22 protein-coding genes are annotated in these 15919 nt (G+C 35.6%); 3 read left to right on the top strand and 19 right to left on the bottom strand.

The window, feature by feature from the left end:
• Positions 1 to 200: 200 nt before the first annotated feature.
• The 6 genes from JI666_RS20605 to JI666_RS20580 all read right to left on the bottom strand — a co-directional run bounded on the left by JI666_RS20605 (position 201) and on the right by JI666_RS20580 (position 5024).
• Positions 201 to 380, bottom strand: coding sequence for a hypothetical protein (locus JI666_RS20605; protein ID WP_206894952.1), 180 nt, complete (start codon positions 378 to 380; stop codon positions 201 to 203).
• A gap of 92 nt (positions 381 to 472) precedes the next feature.
• Positions 473 to 817 (bottom strand): hypothetical protein, encoded by a 345-nt coding sequence (locus JI666_RS20600; protein ID WP_206894950.1) that lies wholly within the window; start codon positions 815 to 817, stop codon positions 473 to 475.
• 176 nt (positions 818 to 993) lie between these two features.
• Positions 994 to 1419: a GNAT family N-acetyltransferase gene (locus JI666_RS20595; protein WP_206894949.1), complete on the bottom strand. Its 426-nt coding sequence runs from the start codon at positions 1417 to 1419 to the stop codon at positions 994 to 996.
• A 222-nt stretch (positions 1420 to 1641) separates the two neighbouring features.
• The gene (locus tag JI666_RS20590; RefSeq protein ID WP_206894948.1) at positions 1642 to 2502 is read right to left on the bottom strand and encodes an alpha/beta fold hydrolase; all 861 of its coding nucleotides are present in this window, start codon (positions 2500 to 2502) and stop codon (positions 1642 to 1644) included.
• Positions 2503 to 2724: 222 nt separating this feature from the next.
• A complete protein-coding gene (locus tag JI666_RS20585; RefSeq protein ID WP_206894946.1) occupies positions 2725 to 3957 on the bottom strand; it encodes an MFS transporter in 1233 nt (410 codons plus the stop codon).
• Positions 3958 to 3974: 17 nt separating this feature from the next.
• Positions 3975 to 5024, bottom strand: a complete 1050-nt coding sequence (locus JI666_RS20580) for an ArsR/SmtB family transcription factor (protein WP_206894943.1) — start codon at positions 5022 to 5024, stop codon at positions 3975 to 3977.
• 333 nt (positions 5025 to 5357) lie between these two features.
• Here JI666_RS20580 and JI666_RS20575 point away from each other — a divergent pair, with 333 nt between their 5' ends.
• On the top strand, positions 5358 to 5522 hold the full coding sequence (locus JI666_RS20575) for a DUF4083 family protein (RefSeq protein ID WP_206894942.1): 165 nt from the start codon (positions 5358 to 5360) through the stop codon (positions 5520 to 5522).
• Between the two features lie 197 nt (positions 5523 to 5719).
• Here the strand turns inward: JI666_RS20575 and JI666_RS20570 are convergent, their stop codons facing one another.
• The 7 genes from JI666_RS20570 to JI666_RS20540 form a co-directional block, all read right to left on the bottom strand.
• Complete coding sequence (locus JI666_RS20570; RefSeq protein WP_206894941.1) at positions 5720 to 5974, bottom strand: hypothetical protein; 255 nt, start codon at positions 5972 to 5974, stop codon at positions 5720 to 5722.
• A 192-nt stretch (positions 5975 to 6166) separates the two neighbouring features.
• The gene (locus tag JI666_RS20565) at positions 6167 to 6472 is read right to left on the bottom strand and encodes a hypothetical protein (RefSeq protein WP_414635159.1); all 306 of its coding nucleotides are present in this window, start codon (positions 6470 to 6472) and stop codon (positions 6167 to 6169) included.
• Between the two features lie 202 nt (positions 6473 to 6674).
• Positions 6675 to 7109: a hypothetical protein gene (locus tag JI666_RS20560; RefSeq protein WP_206894939.1), complete on the bottom strand. Its 435-nt coding sequence runs from the start codon at positions 7107 to 7109 to the stop codon at positions 6675 to 6677.
• A gap of 129 nt (positions 7110 to 7238) precedes the next feature.
• A complete protein-coding gene (locus tag JI666_RS20555) occupies positions 7239 to 7760 on the bottom strand; it encodes a GrpB family protein (protein WP_206894938.1) in 522 nt (173 codons plus the stop codon).
• 134 nt (positions 7761 to 7894) lie between these two features.
• Positions 7895 to 8227 (bottom strand): hypothetical protein, encoded by a 333-nt coding sequence (locus tag JI666_RS20550; RefSeq protein WP_206894937.1) that lies wholly within the window; start codon positions 8225 to 8227, stop codon positions 7895 to 7897.
• Positions 8228 to 8380: 153 nt separating this feature from the next.
• On the bottom strand, positions 8381 to 8536 hold the full coding sequence (locus JI666_RS20545) for a hypothetical protein (protein ID WP_206894935.1): 156 nt from the start codon (positions 8534 to 8536) through the stop codon (positions 8381 to 8383).
• Positions 8537 to 8765: 229 nt separating this feature from the next.
• A complete protein-coding gene (locus JI666_RS20540) occupies positions 8766 to 9311 on the bottom strand; it encodes a GNAT family N-acetyltransferase (protein WP_206894934.1) in 546 nt (181 codons plus the stop codon).
• A 356-nt stretch (positions 9312 to 9667) separates the two neighbouring features.
• Here JI666_RS20540 and JI666_RS20535 point away from each other — a divergent pair, with 356 nt between their 5' ends.
• Both JI666_RS20535 and JI666_RS20530 read left to right on the top strand, forming a co-directional pair.
• Positions 9668 to 9847, top strand: a complete 180-nt coding sequence (locus JI666_RS20535) for a hypothetical protein (RefSeq protein WP_206894933.1) — start codon at positions 9668 to 9670, stop codon at positions 9845 to 9847.
• Positions 9848 to 9963: 116 nt separating this feature from the next.
• Positions 9964 to 11271, top strand: a complete 1308-nt coding sequence (locus tag JI666_RS20530) for an amidohydrolase family protein (protein WP_206894932.1) — start codon at positions 9964 to 9966, stop codon at positions 11269 to 11271.
• A 29-nt stretch (positions 11272 to 11300) separates the two neighbouring features.
• On the opposite strand, the gene JI666_RS20525 is transcribed toward JI666_RS20530, so the two are convergent.
• The 6 genes from JI666_RS20525 to JI666_RS20500 form a co-directional block, all read right to left on the bottom strand.
• Entirely contained in the window at positions 11301 to 12275 is a 975-nt protein-coding gene (locus JI666_RS20525) for a LacI family DNA-binding transcriptional regulator (RefSeq protein ID WP_206894931.1), read from the bottom strand.
• Positions 12268 to 12903 carry a YczE/YyaS/YitT family protein gene (locus JI666_RS20520; protein WP_206894930.1) on the bottom strand — a complete coding sequence of 212 codons (636 nt, stop codon included), beginning with the start codon at positions 12901 to 12903 and terminating at the stop codon, positions 12268 to 12270. The genes JI666_RS20525 and JI666_RS20520 overlap by 8 nt, the downstream gene beginning before the upstream one ends.
• A complete protein-coding gene (locus tag JI666_RS20515) occupies positions 12900 to 13790 on the bottom strand; it encodes a Cof-type HAD-IIB family hydrolase (RefSeq protein WP_206894929.1) in 891 nt (296 codons plus the stop codon). Before JI666_RS20515 ends, JI666_RS20520 begins: the two co-directional genes overlap by 4 nt.
• Before the next feature lie 310 nt (positions 13791 to 14100).
• Positions 14101 to 15354, bottom strand: coding sequence for an aminopeptidase (locus JI666_RS20510; RefSeq protein WP_206894928.1), 1254 nt, complete (start codon positions 15352 to 15354; stop codon positions 14101 to 14103).
• Positions 15355 to 15495: 141 nt separating this feature from the next.
• On the bottom strand, positions 15496 to 15702 hold the full coding sequence (locus JI666_RS20505) for a GNAT family N-acetyltransferase (protein WP_206894927.1): 207 nt from the start codon (positions 15700 to 15702) through the stop codon (positions 15496 to 15498).
• Positions 15695 to 15919, bottom strand: a 225-nt coding sequence (locus JI666_RS20500; RefSeq protein WP_524535776.1) for a VOC family protein, incomplete at its 5' end; no start/stop codon positions are given. The genes JI666_RS20500 and JI666_RS20505, both read right to left, overlap by 8 nt.

The raw sequence follows: 15919 nt of genomic DNA, 5'->3' as shown, positions 1-15919 counted from the left end.
ATAGGACCGGATATAAGTATAGCCAATAAGATTATCATGAAATATTTCATTTTTTACCTCTCAAAGTAGATACAATTATTACTCCACACTCAAAATTAAAATTATTAATAGGTCTAATTATTCTTTAACTAGTCAAAGTCTATCTTTTTACAGGTAAGCTCCGAGTTTGTGTAGTAACTTTTAACTTAAGTAATCAGTAATCACTTTTTGTTTTCCCTCTTCTCTATGTTACTTAGTTGGATACTTATTTTTAATAATATGGCTAGTGAACTTCCCATTAAAATGCTAGTTCCTAGTCCTGTCCAAGATGCACTTACATCAACGATATATGTAAAGATCCAACCAAAAATTCCGCCTATTAGTAATACTATAATAGTCAATTTCCCTCAGCCCCCCCTCCACTTAAAACTAATAACCTCTTATAAAAAATTAAATTATGCAAGAAATGCTCCGAGATGTTGAATAGCTAGAATCAATCAATTAACCTGAACTTCGTATATACGTGGTAACCTTTTACTGTGACCTCACCATTCTGATTTTCCCCATTATAGTACGTAACTTCTAAAGTATCTTCACCATCTTTCAAGACAAGCATATAACTTGAACCGATGGCATCCCAGGTGTCAGTTCTCTTAGAAGTGTTTATCTGGTCAATTATTTCTCCAACTCGGTTCTGATCGTTCGTTTCATACAACGTCTCACCCGAGTCAATGTTAAGCACTTTAGCTTCAGTATACTGCTTTGTAATTAACGGCTCCTTGCTACAAGAGGCTAGTATGATAGTAATGATGAGAATTAAAGGAATGAAACTCTTCATTATGTCAGCCCCTTTCTATAATCCGGTTATGAAATTTCAAAACTACTTGCTCCAGAATACTGCCCTCATTTATGCCACGCTTACTCCCCAAACGCTCCGAGTTTCTTTAAGACTCGAGTTCGAGGTATTTCTTAGAGAGTCTTTTCCTTTAACACCGGTTAGTTGAACAACATATCTCAATAAGCCAGTTTCTTCGAAAGATAATACTGTTGATTATTAATATTAGGATGTTCTTCTATTACACCCACCACTTCATAACCATATTTTTGATAGAAATTTGGGGCTTGAAAGCTAAATGTATCTAGTTGAATGAGTTTGCATCTATTCTCTCTGGCAATTTTCTCTATATTATCTAATAACTGTTTTCCGTAGCCTTTACCTCTAAGGGATTCATCAACCCATAAGAAATCAATATGTAAGTTATACCAAAAAATCGTTCCTGTAATGCCACCTAAAATTTTTTCTTCTTCATCTCTAAGAATAAAGCTAATGTTTTTGACTGGGTGTTTTACTTCATCTGGTAATTTAGAAAGATTGTGGTCAATTACCTTTTTACGAATATAATTACTGTCTTCTTGATTCCATTGTTGAGTTATTTTCATACTTTTCCCTCCATATAAGTTTTTGAATAAATATAATACCACAAAAAAATAACTTATTTTGTAAATAAGTTATTTTTTGTGATTTATCTAACCTGCCCCGTTAGTTAAATAGTTAACGCCACGCTATTCCCTGTGGTTATGTAATAAAGGGCTAATGCTCTATTGGACAATTGCTCCGAGATTGTTGAAGACTTGAAATAATGACAAATCAGAAGAACTCCGTTATTTGATTAAGAGTTGGTTTTCCTTTAAGAATAAATCAAGCACTTCGGTAAATCGCTCTGCTTCTTCTAAGAATGGATAATGGTTACTTTTTTCAAAAACAACCATTTTCGAATTAGGAATACCTTCGTCCATTTCAATGGAATACATTAATGGACACTGGACATCATATCTACCACAAATTATTAAAGTAGGGACTGATATAAATTCTAGTTTTCTAGTGACATCATAAATCTGTAATTCACGGTTAAAGAAATTCATTCTAGTAGCAGACATATCCTTACTAATATTCAGTGAGAAAAATTCATCGTATCTTTCAGGAGCAAATAAAGACATTTTTGTTCTTTCAATTTTTAGTTCTTTTCTATTTTCTAATGATAAATCGGAACGCTTTAATGTCTCAATTATATCCTGCATTCTTTGAAACTTAGGGTGTTCTGAATGATAAATACAATCTTTTGAGAACGTCATATATTCTCTTGCTGCCGCACCGACAATGATATTGAAATTCAAGTGTTCAGAATAATAAATTCCATACATAATTCCTAGCATTCCCCCTGTGGAATGCCCAGCAAAACCCCATTTTTTAAATCCTAATTCTTCACGTATTGCTTCCAAATCAAAAATGGTTTCCAGGAAACTTAACTGATAAGGTTCTGCTGCTCTTTCAGATGCTCCAGTTTCCCTAAGGTTAATCAAAATCACTTGATGCGTCGTAGTAAAGGTATTAGCAAAATAGTCCCCTGTTTCATTAAATTCAGAGTAGTGGTGGGTTACACAGATTGGTTCCCCTTCACCTTTAACAAACACTTCAAATTTTCCACGTGAAGTTTCTAGTATGCGTCTCTCCCAGTTATTCATATTAACCCCCGCATTGATTAAGTAGTTTTATTTATTTGCCTCTTTCACAACTTTAACCTATAGTTCAATTCCAATTATTTCAAAACAGTGCTAATAAATCTATCTTTTTCCTTAAAAAAATGAGCCTATCTTATTACAGATAAGCTCCGAGATTGTGGAAGACTTGATATCAAGATATCTCTTACTTTTAATTCTTTGTATCCGTTTGTGGTATTAGAATTCTTATGCCGTTTTTAAAGAAGGGTGTAAATAAATAAAGGACGCAATAGTGGCAATTATACCACCAATAAAAAATGTTAAAGTTGTGCTAAATTGTTCAGCAAGAATTCCAGCAGTCAACGCTGCGACGGGCATCAATATCCATGTCATGAATCGACTAGTAGCTTGTACCCGACCTAGTAAATGATCTGGCGTTAACTTCTGTCGAATAGTCACAATACAAGGATTCATAATGGAAGCAGAAATGGTACCTAGCGCGTTCATTAACGCTAACCAAATAAAGGAATTACTCATACCAAAAGCTATAATAGACAAGCCCCCCACAAGTGATGCGAAGAATAGAATGGTTCTGTAAGAAAAGTGTTTCTTTAATGTATTTGTTATTAAAGCCCCTCCAATTGCAGCAATACCACCAATAGATAGCACATAACCTATTAAAATTGGATCTAATCCAGCAGTGGATTTTAAATGAATGACCAACATGGTTAAGAAGAGTGTCGTTCCAAATATTGAGAAAAACATCGCTAAATTCGTATACAGAATAGGCTTCTTTTGGATAACAAAATGAAAGCCTTCTTTTATATCAGTAAACACCTTAGAGCTAGTTATTTTTTCTTTTTGAACGGTACTCTCAATATTCAAGCTCCATACCACTAGAAATCCGATTAAGAAAGTCAAACTATTTATTATCAATCCCATACCAGGATTGAAGATACTTATAATGATTCCTCCTAAGCCTGGAGCTATAAATACAGCCGTTTGAAATATTCCTGTATTAATTGAGTTTACTAATTGTAAGTCCCTTTTTTGCACTAATTTAGGGACAGATGCAAATTGGGAAGTATTATATACTTGTGTTAACACTCCAACGAGCAATGCACCAGCATAAATTCCCAATATAGTAAGTTGATCTGTTAAATACAAGCAACCTAGAAGTCCCACTGTTAAAAATCTTCCTAAATCACAAATCATCAGTAGCTTTTTACGATTGAAATTATCTGCCAAAACACCTGTAAAAGGCTGAATTAAGATAGGAAGTCTCTCAAGAGCTGCCACTATACCCATACTTAATGGTGATCCAGTAATAGCTAATACGATTAATGGCAAAGCAATTAAGTATATTTGATCTCCAAAAAAAGAAACTAAATTTCCACCTATAAATCGAAATACCTGGAAATTCTTTTTGAATTCAGGTACTACTTCTTTTGAATCAACTTGTGCATTAGGAACTCCCATGAAACTTCCCCCTTCTATTAATCCCTTTCCAAGAAAATTTTCAACTCTGTTGGTAAATGCTCTAACACACTATCCTCAATAGAATATTTATTGGAATGCTGAGAAACGATCCTTGCAGATTTTAAAATTTTCAAATGATGGTGAACGGTTGTTTTACCTAACTTCAGTTCAGTGGTTAACTCTTGCAGAGATGTCGGCTCTTCCTTAATCATCTTTAAAATCCTTAAACGCGTTTCATCTCCTAATGCTTTATACTTTTGTACCAAGAGTTTATTAGGAACAAATTTATCCTCACTTGAAATACTTTCATTAGAGACCGCATAATAAAAGACCTTAACGCCTTCTAAGTCTGCTTCGACATTCCATGGACGATATATGTAATGGGGTATCAAAATAACCTTATAAACACTTGGTTCCGGCAGGTATTTCACTCCATCTGTTGCCCACTCAACAAATTGTTCTGGTTCTAAACTTCCTAGCATTTTTTCCTTTGAAGCCATGTCCCTTTGAAGTATTGCTTCGAGTTTAGTTTTATCGGGCTCGATAATTGCGCTATACCAACCAGACATTACTACTAGAAGATGGCTTTTCAATTCCTCGCAGGAAACTTTAGTAATAAATTCAAGGTAAGATGGTAGGAAAGGATGTTCATGATTCCTCTTTTGTAATTCCTGAAGCGCTTTTGCAGATCCATTTAATAAATCTCTTTTCAACACTTCTTGTTCATTACCAAGATAAGGTATAGAAATGTTCTTTAATTGCTCGTCAGATAAACTCCTCACATAATCATTAAACGAAGATAAATTCTCGAAATCTTTTTGATGGAGAAGCTGAAGAATGGTTTTCCAAGTATTATGTTTTTGTACATATTCTAGTTCTTCTATCATGCTTTTTGATAAAGATTGGTGAATCAGTTCTCTCTTTTCTTTAGAAAGATCAAGTGTATCAATCAGAGATTCATTCGTTATAGCTGCTATACCTAAAGCAGCTTCCCATAATAAAGAGCTTTTTAGCTCAAGCTTATATTTCTCCCTTCTTCGTTTAGTTCCAGTAGAAATAAGTTCCATATTTATCACCTCTTGGTATTTATTCTATAATTATAGAACGAAAAATTCAATATATTTAAAATAAAAAATCTTCTCATGAAGAGAAGATTTTTTTCTAAGAATATCTGTTTGTTGTTGCTTCATTGGATTAGAAAGCATTTTACGAAAGCGTATCTAATAGAACCGCCTCAACATATATACTAGCTTTCATGGGAAGCTATCTTATTACAGATAAGCTCCGAGATTACAGAAGACTCAGTATCAAGATAATTAATTATTTTGAATACACATTATTTTTTGTAAAATATCCCAATAAGTGGTGGTATAATATTCTAAAGTGAGGTGAGATAAACTTTGAATATTGGTGACATTATCTTTCAGGTATTTGCATTTTTAATTCCTATTGCTATTGTAGTGGCTATTGTATTTTTAGTTCGTTCTTCAAAAAAGAGAAAGGAACAATTAAATAGAATTGAAGAGAAACTAGACACAACATCTGTACAATCCCCAAAAAAATAGATTATGGAGCTCGGTTTAGAAAATCGAGCTTATATTTAACCCTCTCCAATTTGATGAAAGTCAAAACTATCGCACTATCGGACACCATTTTAACTTCTTCACCTATGTCTTTTTTCCAGATTGATGAAGCTCGTTTTAAATGCTTTCGCTGGTACGATATTCAAGAAATGCTCCGAGTTAGTTGAGTAAATAATTATTTAAAAGCCAGACAGTCCAAATATAAATAAAGCTATTATTAACAGATACCCCACAGGGAGTACAACCAAAATAGAAGCTGATGCTTTCCTCCAAAAACCGCTTTTGCTATACCAAGAAGCTAGTGCTGAAGCCAAATATCCAATGGCGATTATCAAGATCCACAAATGTCCAATTTGTTTTCCAACTAGTGATTGTAAAATTAAATAAGTGGCAATTAGGATTAAGATGGATACTAGTCCTAAGTATTTTCTCAATTTAAACTCCCCCTTTCTTCAAGAAAACTTTAGCATAACTGCTGAACTAAACTGACCAATTATTTCAAATCCTCTAACCTAACTCAACCTTTTATTTCAAATAAAAAGAAGCCTTTCTTTATTGCAGATAAGTTCCGATTTAATAGAACAAGGGATTTTCTTGAGTTGCCTCCCGTTTCTGGAAGACAGTTATTATGAATAATTATCTTCCTTCTTGCTAAAAATTTCATAAGCAAAATATCCAAATAACATACCTATTCCAGGTCCCCAAGTAATTGCAGATAGAAAGGAAAAGGGACTAAATATGCTGAGTAGTATAGCAACAGCCAAACCAATCATCATTCCGAATGGTATTAAGCTATCTAATAGATTTTGAGCACTTCTTGTTTTTTTCTTACCTAAAGTACCTTTCTTAGACTTATGTTTCAATCTTAGAATTACAAACACTCCAATCCCACCCACTATTGCAACTGGCAGTACAATACGCACAATTTCCAAAGATAAATCCATATTATGAATCCCCCTTTCTTTCGCTTTTAAGTTGATTAATTTTCAACATAGTTTATTCTGTAAAAACTTCTCTACTCGTCAATACCAATTATTTCAAAAAAATTTCAATTAATCCATCTTTTATTTCACAAAAAGGAGCCTATCTTATTACAGATAAGCTCCGAGATTGCTTAATAAGCAGAATTCAAAATTAGAGATATTGAAACCAAACAAACCATCCTTTTTCTTTACTTTTTGCTAAAAATATTTGACCTTGAGCTAAGTTAGCTCCAGGAGCTTTTGGGAAATCTAATCGCACAAGCCACGACTTTTCAGCAATCTCTTTACCACAAAAGTTCTTAGCCATTCCAAAATAGTCCTCTTCTTCTTTATAACCAACTGTTTTAGGAAAAGGTTTGGCAGTAACTACATTCCACTTAGTATATATATCTGGAAATTCATCTAATCCAGTTCCATAAGTTTGAGGTATTAAAGTATTTAATGCTTCAATTACCTCTTTTTCATCCTTGATGGATATTTGCTCCAATTCACTCAAGACAGGACATTCTGTGGGTTGTGCGTGGACTTCAAATATTGCCAAACTAAAAATAAATATGGTTAAGAGCAGTAGACTTAATCTTTTCATAATAAATTCACCTCTTCTCTAATTTCACCCAATTAGAGAAGAGGTATCAATTCTTCTGAAATTATCTTTGCCTAAGCCCACATAGAGCTAATCTTTACCACACAAACGCTCCGAGATAACGGAATAAGTTTATCTCTGAAATTCCATTCTGGCTTTTTTGATAATGTCTTTAATGAATGGTTCTTTTTGTTGGGTGTATGCTGGTCTGTCATACTTGTATTTAGTAGCTAGTTCACTTTTTAACAAGGCATATTCCTCAGCAAAGTCAGGGTACTTTCTAAGATAATCACGAAATACTGTTTTTTCAATCCATTCTGTACTATGTATTTCACAAATATGTAAGTGACAAGTCCCTTGTCCCCATAATCCCTTTCTGAAAAATCTTCTATCTGTTAATTCTGGTTTTGGAACATATTCAAATTCTATTTCGCTTAAAGGTTGCACGAAAGCTGATGTACTATTTAAATCCTTTATCCCTACCATAATGTCAATAATAGGCTTAGCTTTTAATCCTTTTATTGAAGTGCTTCCAATATGTTCAATTCCAGCTATTTCATCACCAATAGCTGCAACAATGCGCTTTCTCTCATAATCGAATTGACTTTCCCATTCAGTATTATACTCATTCAAATTTACAATCGGTATTCTCATTACTACTCCCACCAATAAATAGACTTTTTAATTAAATTCTATGTAATATGACACGAATCCTTCTATAATCTTCTTTCCGTAAACCTACTATAGTGCTTACTTTTATTAAGTAAACGCTCCGAGATTGTTGAATATCAACTGATTATTTTTCCTTTTTTACTAAGTAAAAAAAAGATGATTGGATTAATAATACTAAAAATTAAAATGATCAAGAACATATAAGTAGTCATTTCATCGCCACCTAAACCTAGTTCATCAACAATTATTGCATCATAGTATAGTAATTGACTAGATGCAATCACTGAAACGATTGATAGTCCAATAACTGATAAACTCTCAGCTTTTATCTTTAGTTGAGGTACAGTGATGATTAACAACAGAAAGAAATTAGCTACAATAAATGTTACAAAAATGGGTCTCAATAAAGTGAATACACCTGCAATTTCAAACGAATCGTATGTATACATAGAAATCCTCCATCATTTTCATTCGTAGTCCCGCACTCTAATTCCAATTATTTCAAACCGATGAGCATAACTCAATCTTTTATTTCAACTAAAAGGAGCCTATCTTATTACAGATAAGCTCCGATTTTATTGAATAACCCTACACTAATTAACTTAGAACATTAAATTTCGTACAAATAAAACACCATATAGTAGAGCTCCTCCAATAAAAACTAACAGTCCGACCATTACAAAACCATAGATATATCCTTTCCCCATTGCAAATAAGTCTGAAATAATATTCTTAACCTTATTGAGTAGTATTTGCATAGTATCCCCTCTAACATAACAGTTGTTACTCTAGCTATCTTAAATATTAATACGAAACATTCTGTTGAATGGTTTCATACATCTTCAACGGAAAACTTCTCTAAACCTACATAGGGAGTTCATTTTTTATTAAGCAAACGCTCCGATATTATTGAATACTCAATACCGAGATACTTGCAAGAGTTCCTATAACTAACGCACCCTTTAATTTAATTTCATACTAAAGTTGTTAATTCCATTCTTCAGATAAAAGCCCGTAAATAGCATGGTCGACATAATGGTCATAGAGCCATTCTGCTTGCCTGATTTCACCTTCTTTTGTGAACCCGAACCGTTCAGGAAGTGCCCTACTTTTCTTGTTGTCAACTGCGACACTAACCTCAATTCGATTTAACTCAAGTTCTGTAAAACTATATTCTATTACAGTTTTAAATGCCTTTGACATTAATCCCTTTCCTTGGAATTTTTCACCCAACCAATAACCAATGACGCCAATTCGATTGGCCTTATTTAGATCATTGAATCCTATTGTGCCAGCAATTTCTCCTTTATATATAATAGCGAATGACTTTGGATACCCTCCATTATCCATTGTGCTTTTAAGTCTATCTTTTATGTTATTGACACAATCTTTGACACTCTCTATATAGTCAAGCCAACCTAGCCACTCTTTTAAATATGGTTTTGAATCAACTATTAAATTGTAAAATTCTTCAGCATCGTCTTCTTTAAATAGCCTCAAATAAACTTCATCATCAATTTTATGTGTAAGCAAAACTTTCTCTCCCCTCTTTTACTTTTTCACCATCTATTATCTGTCCAAATCGCCAATACCAATTATTTCAAATTAGTGCAAATAACTCAATCTATTATTTCACAATAATAGTCGCCTGTCTTATCCCAAATACTCCTTTCGTTTAAGAGCGAACAATGCCTAGGTACATCACTATTTACTCTCTAGAAAAACAAGAAACTAAACTTCTTTATCTTCTTTTTATGAATACGCTTTATTAACAGTTGACATGAAACCACTCCCATACTCTAGACTTACTAAGAACATTGATTGGCGTTACACATGTATGATGTGGCGTTACGATTGATGTTTTTTAAAAATATAAAGGAGGACCAGCCATGACCGAACGACAAATCTATGAATGGTTAAGAGATAATAAAGCTCCTTTTAGTTTAAAGTTAAAGGTGATGGCATTGTTTCAAATGGAAGACCTTCTTATTCATTTTGATAGTGAGTTAATGGAAAAAGAGATTAAAATCCATCACCTCCGAGTCGGAAACAAGCTTTCTTCAGAATAAGCTGGTGAGGCGGCATGTAAATATTTTGTAAAACGCTTGACCTGGTACGCGTTCCATATTCTAGAATTATGAAGAAGAAATACTCTACCAAAACATCTTTAGGAGGAATAACCAACATGCAACAGAGTACAACCATACATAGCCCAGCGTACCTCGACACAGATGGAATCATGAGAATTGCCAATATTTCTTACCATGATAACAATTGGAGACAGTTTGATATACATGAAGAGGGAATCTACAAAAAGTCGGGTGCTTATTTAGTTCCATCCCTTCCAGTGGAGTTTCACTGCCATGGCATTGGAGACTATGACTTTAGTAATCTGGACGAGTTAGATATCGAGAAAGTAAACGCTCTAGCTGTTGAGGAAGGTATATTTTGTGTCCCCTCTATCTTTCTTCCTCACAATCAGCTCGATCAATTCGTAGCGTTCATAAAACACTTTTATTTGGAAAGGACAAAAGGCCTCTATCCGAATGTTTTAGGAATCTCTCTTGAGGGGCCCTTATTAGCGAGTTTTGCAGGTACGCCAGAAAAAGGAAACTGGGCTCCAACAAAAGAAGAGTGGATGAAGATCGCTTCTTGTGGAGAATATGGTTTGATTTACACAGTTCTTTCACCAGATGCCATGACTGAAAATTCCTATTTAAAAAAATTCATTACAAAGGATCATCCTAGTCTCGAATGGATTGTAGATACACTCGTTGAAGCTGGTGTCAAACCAGCACTAGGACATTTTCAAAAAGCTTATCCCGAAGAAACATCAAGACTCATCACACAGGTTATTGAAACAGCGCAAAAGAGGAGTAAATATGCTGGTCCGGATGCTGTCGTCACAGACCATTTATTTAACGATATGCCAAACAACTTCAAACATAGTTGGAGGACGCCTGAAGAAAGAAAGGGTAGAATACAAGGACTCCAAAGCGTACAACTGAATGATTGGACTCTCAATAATGTTGACGAACTCGTAGGAGCTGTTCCTGGAACTCTATTAAGAGGTGCTGCCGATGGTTTATTAACGATTTGTATGAATTTTGACAGTGAACATGTAGACCTGGAGATTGCACGTAAAGTTGTTGATCTAGTCGGATCAAAAAGTTTAATTGCGATGACTGACCGCATTGATACAGACTCTATGTGTGGACAGCCATTGGAAAAAATAGCAGGTAATAATCTATGGTACCAAGGAAAGGGATACGTTGCCGCAGGTTCTTATACGATTGATCGGATAATGCACAACATACGTTCCGTTGGATTTAGCGAACAAGTCGTATGGGATTTAACTTCTTTTGTTCCATTACGAGCTTCTAATTATTTATCTACTTTAGAAAAGGCATCAGTAAAACCGTTTAGCTACTTTGATGAAACAAAAACTAGAATGCATTTCAAATCGCCAATTCCTGAACTTGTAATGGCGTAAACAAAAAAGACCACATAAATGTGGTCTTTTTAGGTTGAATTTCGCTCAATCAATCTTAAGTCCAATGAGCTAATCAAAGGAACGCTATTTTCTTGAACGAGGCCATGCAATAAAGTCACTGCTTTCTGACCCACTTCTCGAATGGGTTGATGAATCGTTGTGAGGTCTGCCAATTTTGAAATAGGGTGGTTATCAAACCCTACAATGGCGAGCTGATCTGGAACCTCAATCCCTTGCTTTTTTAATTCATACAGCATACCGGCTGCCACTTGATCGCTTCCGACTACAAATGCCGTTGGTCGTTCTGATTGTGCAAGGACCTTTTTTATAACGTCAAACCCGTCGTCTATAGTATATTTTTCTGTAAAATACCATTCGTCTCGCCAAGTTAGTCCATAATCCTGTTGTAATTGAAAGAATGACTTCGCTCGACTGATCCCAACGCCACTTCTCGGGTTCCCTATACATAAACCAATCTTCTGATGGCCCTTCTCTCTTAAATGATCGACGGACAATCTCATGCCCACTTCATGATTCACAAAGACACGGGTAAGATCGTTCGTCTCGGCGTACTCACAAGAGACGATCTTACCAAAGTGTGACATCTCATCAACTATGGTTGTTGGTAGCACACATGACCCCAAAATCAGACCGTCAATCAATTTATACTTCAACATATCGAAGAATTCTAACTCTTTACTCGCATCGTTGTTCGATTGAAAAACCAGCAAATTGTAATTGTGCTTATGACATTCTTCGCCGATTCCTTCAATTAAACTACTAAAAAATGGGTGGTTAATTTTGGGGACGATGACGCCAAAGACATTTGTCCGACCTCTAGACAAATTAATAGCATTTAAATTTGGAACATATTCTAATTCCTTGATCGCCTGAAGGACGGCCTCTCGTTTCTCTTCCTTTACATAGGGGTGATTATTTAACACACGTGATACAGTGGTTCGTGACACATTCGCTTTTTTAGCAATTTCTGTTATGTTACTCATTCATACGATCCCTCACTATTAACGTTCGTGGTAAACCTGCTTTCAGTAGAAGTTTATCAAATAGTCCAACGAGTAAACCTAAACAAACAACCACGATAATCGTCCCTACTCCGATAGGACCTCTCCACAGGATAGCCAGAACCAAAGCAATGGCTTCTCCTATCGTCTTTGTCACATTGATGCCCCATCCTGTTCGCTCCGTAATCGCTAACATAAACTCATCGTTAGGAACCGAAGGGAACGAAGCGCGTAAATAGATCGCGATGCCTGATGCCAACACACCAAGCCCTCCTAAAAAAAGACCCCATTGAATCAGCAACTCTTCGGACTCCACTATGCTTAACACCCTCAAGTTTAATAAATCGACAAAACCACCGATTACAAGAATGGGTATAAAGCCCGCGAGATTAGGAAATCTCTTTTTTATCAATCCATTAATGAAGATGAGCACACCACCAACGATGAAAACCCATGACCCTACTGTTAATCCAACTCTATCCGATAATGCTACGTTTAGAGCATCCCATGGAGCCACGCCTACTTGGGATTTAATCATGAGAACCACACCAAGAGATAGAATGAACAAACCCGTCACATAAATAAAAGTTCGTTTTAGAAATAAGCTCATCGATGAACTCCAATTTCTTGATTAGGCTGGATATTCCCAAATCCGTATAGTCGCTGAAGTGCATGGGAAACCCCATTTTCTTGGTTTGATAAAGTCTGAAAGGAAGCAACCTTGACCAGAGCTTCGTCAGCGTTTCCCATAGCGATGCCCATGCCCGCCACTAAAAACATAGGAATGTCATTATGGTTATCACCTATTGCTATAGCATCCCTTTCTGACAAGCCGTAATGATCGCAAAGGTGTTGAAGAGCGACTCCCTTATCAATGCCCTTTGGCATAATTTCGAGGTTGAACCCTCCTGAACTTGATATAATACATCCTTCTAAGTTACTCACGTAATCTCTTACACGATTTAACCTTTCGATGTCAGGAGAAACTATCATCACTTTAATAATCGAATCATCCGTTGTGACCGAAATAGGTTCTGGCATGACTTCCAATCCATATTGAAATTGTTGTGCTTTAATCCCTTCCCAAAAAGCACCTTCATCGAAGGATAAGTCTCGAGTGGTCACGTCTCGCAATTGACGATCAATAACGTCCATCCCCTGATCAGATAAGATAATCGTAGTGGGGAGGTAGATTTGATAATACATTTCTTCTTTATTTAACCACTCTACAAGTGGAAGAACAACGAGTGAATCGAATGATCGCTCCACCACTTTTTGATTATCAACATAGATTTGTGCCCCGTTCGACGCAATAATAGGTAAATCGATACCATGTGTTTTTAAGATATGCTTGGCGTCAAAAAGTGCCCTACCTGTCGCGATCGTTACAATATGGCCCTGAGTTTGAACTTGCTTAATGGCAGCAAGATCGTCCTTATGAATCGAGTGATTGTCTGAAAGGAGCGTTCCATCTAAATCGATTGCGATAATGTTCATGCTGTACCTCATTTCTACTAGTTAGTAAGTGCACAACCATTATAAAATGTGGTACGCGTTTCATAGCAACATGAACTTTGGCGATTATTAAAATGAGCAGCCTCAATGTGGTACAAAAAGGAAAAGGCCTAACGTCATTTATCGTGAAGTTAGACTTTTAATATTCCAAATATGCTCCGAAAATACGGAAGACTTGATTCGAGATATTGGAACAGATCTTTACCTAAAGCACCACTTTGTTTTCACTAATAAATAGCACTAAGTATGATCCACCTGAAATTAGTTTTCTCTGTTTTAAGTTGTACACGTATTAGAATTGAAAATCCCCATCCTTCATTAGTAGGACTTCCGTTTCACCTTCTTTAATGCCTACTACTTTCATATCTTCGGTTCCAAAGGTCACATTGACTAACAAAAGTGACGTATTTAGACCTGATACCTTCAACTCTTCCTCTGATTGTTCAATGCCATTTTGAACATTGGAGGGAGATGCATTTCCGATTCCAATATGACAGGACGTATTTTCAACAAATAAAGTATTGAAAAAAAGAGTATCAGCCTGAGCAAGAGGAGATTTATTAGAGACCAAGGCAATTTCACCTAGATAATGTGATCCTTCGTCTGTTTCGATGAGATTTTGTAACACTTCCTGTCCCTTGGCAGCATAATAATCGGTAATCCGCCCATTATTAATAATCAGATAAAATTCATCGATGACACTTCCTCCATAGATAAGAGGCTTAGTACCTACCAATTTGCCATTTACCTTATCTTTATGGGGAGCAGTAAATATTTCTTCCGTAGGAATGTTCGGAAAGAACGGTGTTCCGTTTTTATCTCTGACTCCCCCACCGATATAGAGATGATTTTTAGGCAGACCGACTGATAAATCAGTTCCGTATCTATTTGTAAAATGCAGAGATTCAAATTGGCTCTCGTTTAGGATCTTTTTTCGAGATTCGAAGGCTTTATTGTGAATCCCCCAATCTTTTACAGGGTTTTCCCCATCTGCCCGAGACCCTTTTAAAATTAATTCCCACAATGATTGTAAAGCTTCTTCTTTACTTAGGTTAGGGAATACTTTTGTTGCCCATTCAACGCTCGGGACAGCTAGAAGACACCAGCGTACCTTGTGGGATCTAATTTTCGCATAATAATCCCTCAATTTGGTGCGAGAGGCTTTTTGAAAACGATTTATCCTTTCTGTAGAAACCTCTTTAAAGACCTCTAAGTTTTCAGAAATAATATGGATGTAAGCTGCACCGGCATCGTCCCATTCCTTAAAACGGGCAGCCTGCCAATCAGGAAAGTGATCAATGACACTATCTGCTGCATTTAAGTAAAATTCTTTGGTAGACTGTTCATCTGTCCAATCTATAAATACATTTGAAGCTCCTGCATCGTAGGCTATCGTTTGGATCAGACGTGCAAACGTAGCATTTTGTATATCACTATGGATAATCAATAATTGATTTTTTTGCAGATTCACACCAGCTCCTACAGCAAGTTTTGCATACTTTTTCAGCTGTGCTTCACTTATAAATTCATATATTCCTTTAAACATTTAATATCTCTCCTGTGACATTCTTGTATAATTTTACTGCACAACAAGCGATAGCCAAAGTGCAGCTATCGCTCCGAGATAATTGAGTATGAGATAAAACTTATTTCTGTCGAGTTCACCACTCAATATCTTCATAGCCATTTAAGTAAGTGACTTTGACATATCCATCATATCTTTAAACCCTAGATTTCCATAAACCTTTCTTCCAGTGGAACTTGACCATAACCTTGCTCGGATTGCTCCATTTTCTTTAAGCCATCCACAAGTTTCATCGACTAATTTATAAGCTAGCCCATTATTCCGATGATTTTCTTTCGTATACACTGCCACTATTGTACTTTTAATCATTTTCCTTTATATTTTTCTCGCCCAAATCTTGAACAAACCTTAATAGATATCCATCTGGATCCATAATTAAGAACTCTTTTTGTCCCTTTATTTTTGTATTTGCTCTATACCAATTTTTTTGAATATCAAACTTAATCGGATAATCATGCTTGATTAAATTTCTGTAGATTGGATCAATGTCATTTATTGTGATTTGGAAATTAACCCCTCTTCCAAA

The organism is Bacillus sp. NTK071 (genome assembly GCF_017303315.1).
Lineage (GTDB): Bacteria > Bacillota > Bacilli > Bacillales > Guptibacillaceae > Guptibacillus.
This window is presented reverse-complemented; position numbering and strand designations above follow the sequence as displayed.

Bases quoted from the DNA above. Each gene is read 5' to 3' on its own strand.
- JI666_RS20600 (WP_206894950.1), bottom strand. From the start codon at position 817: ATGAAGAGTTTCATTCCTTTAATTCTCATCATTACTATCATACTAGCC.
- JI666_RS20595 (WP_206894949.1), bottom strand. From the start codon at position 1,419: ATGAAAATAACTCAACAATGGAATCAAGAAGACAGTAATTATATTCGT.
- JI666_RS20590 (WP_206894948.1), bottom strand. From the start codon at position 2,502: ATGAATAACTGGGAGAGACGCATACTAGAAACTTCACGTGGAAAATTT.
- JI666_RS20585 (WP_206894946.1), bottom strand. From the start codon at position 3,957: ATGGGAGTTCCTAATGCACAAGTTGATTCAAAAGAAGTAGTACCTGAA.
- JI666_RS20580 (WP_206894943.1), bottom strand. From the start codon at position 5,024: ATGGAACTTATTTCTACTGGAACTAAACGAAGAAGGGAGAAATATAAG.
- JI666_RS20560 (WP_206894939.1), bottom strand. From the start codon at position 7,109: ATGAAAAGATTAAGTCTACTGCTCTTAACCATATTTATTTTTAGTTTG.
- JI666_RS20555 (WP_206894938.1), bottom strand. From the start codon at position 7,760: ATGAGAATACCGATTGTAAATTTGAATGAGTATAATACTGAATGGGAA.
- JI666_RS20550 (WP_206894937.1), bottom strand. From the start codon at position 8,227: ATGTATACATACGATTCGTTTGAAATTGCAGGTGTATTCACTTTATTG.
- JI666_RS20545 (WP_206894935.1), bottom strand. From the start codon at position 8,536: ATGCAAATACTACTCAATAAGGTTAAGAATATTATTTCAGACTTATTT.
- JI666_RS20535 (WP_206894933.1), top strand. From the start codon at position 9,668: ATGACCGAACGACAAATCTATGAATGGTTAAGAGATAATAAAGCTCCT.
- JI666_RS20530 (WP_206894932.1), top strand. From the start codon at position 9,964: ATGCAACAGAGTACAACCATACATAGCCCAGCGTACCTCGACACAGAT.
- JI666_RS20525 (WP_206894931.1), bottom strand. From the start codon at position 12,275: ATGAGTAACATAACAGAAATTGCTAAAAAAGCGAATGTGTCACGAACC.
- JI666_RS20520 (WP_206894930.1), bottom strand. From the start codon at position 12,903: ATGAGCTTATTTCTAAAACGAACTTTTATTTATGTGACGGGTTTGTTC.
- JI666_RS20515 (WP_206894929.1), bottom strand. From the start codon at position 13,790: ATGAACATTATCGCAATCGATTTAGATGGAACGCTCCTTTCAGACAAT.
- JI666_RS20510 (WP_206894928.1), bottom strand. From the start codon at position 15,354: ATGTTTAAAGGAATATATGAATTTATAAGTGAAGCACAGCTGAAAAAG.
- JI666_RS20505 (WP_206894927.1), bottom strand. From the start codon at position 15,702: ATGATTAAAAGTACAATAGTGGCAGTGTATACGAAAGAAAATCATCGG.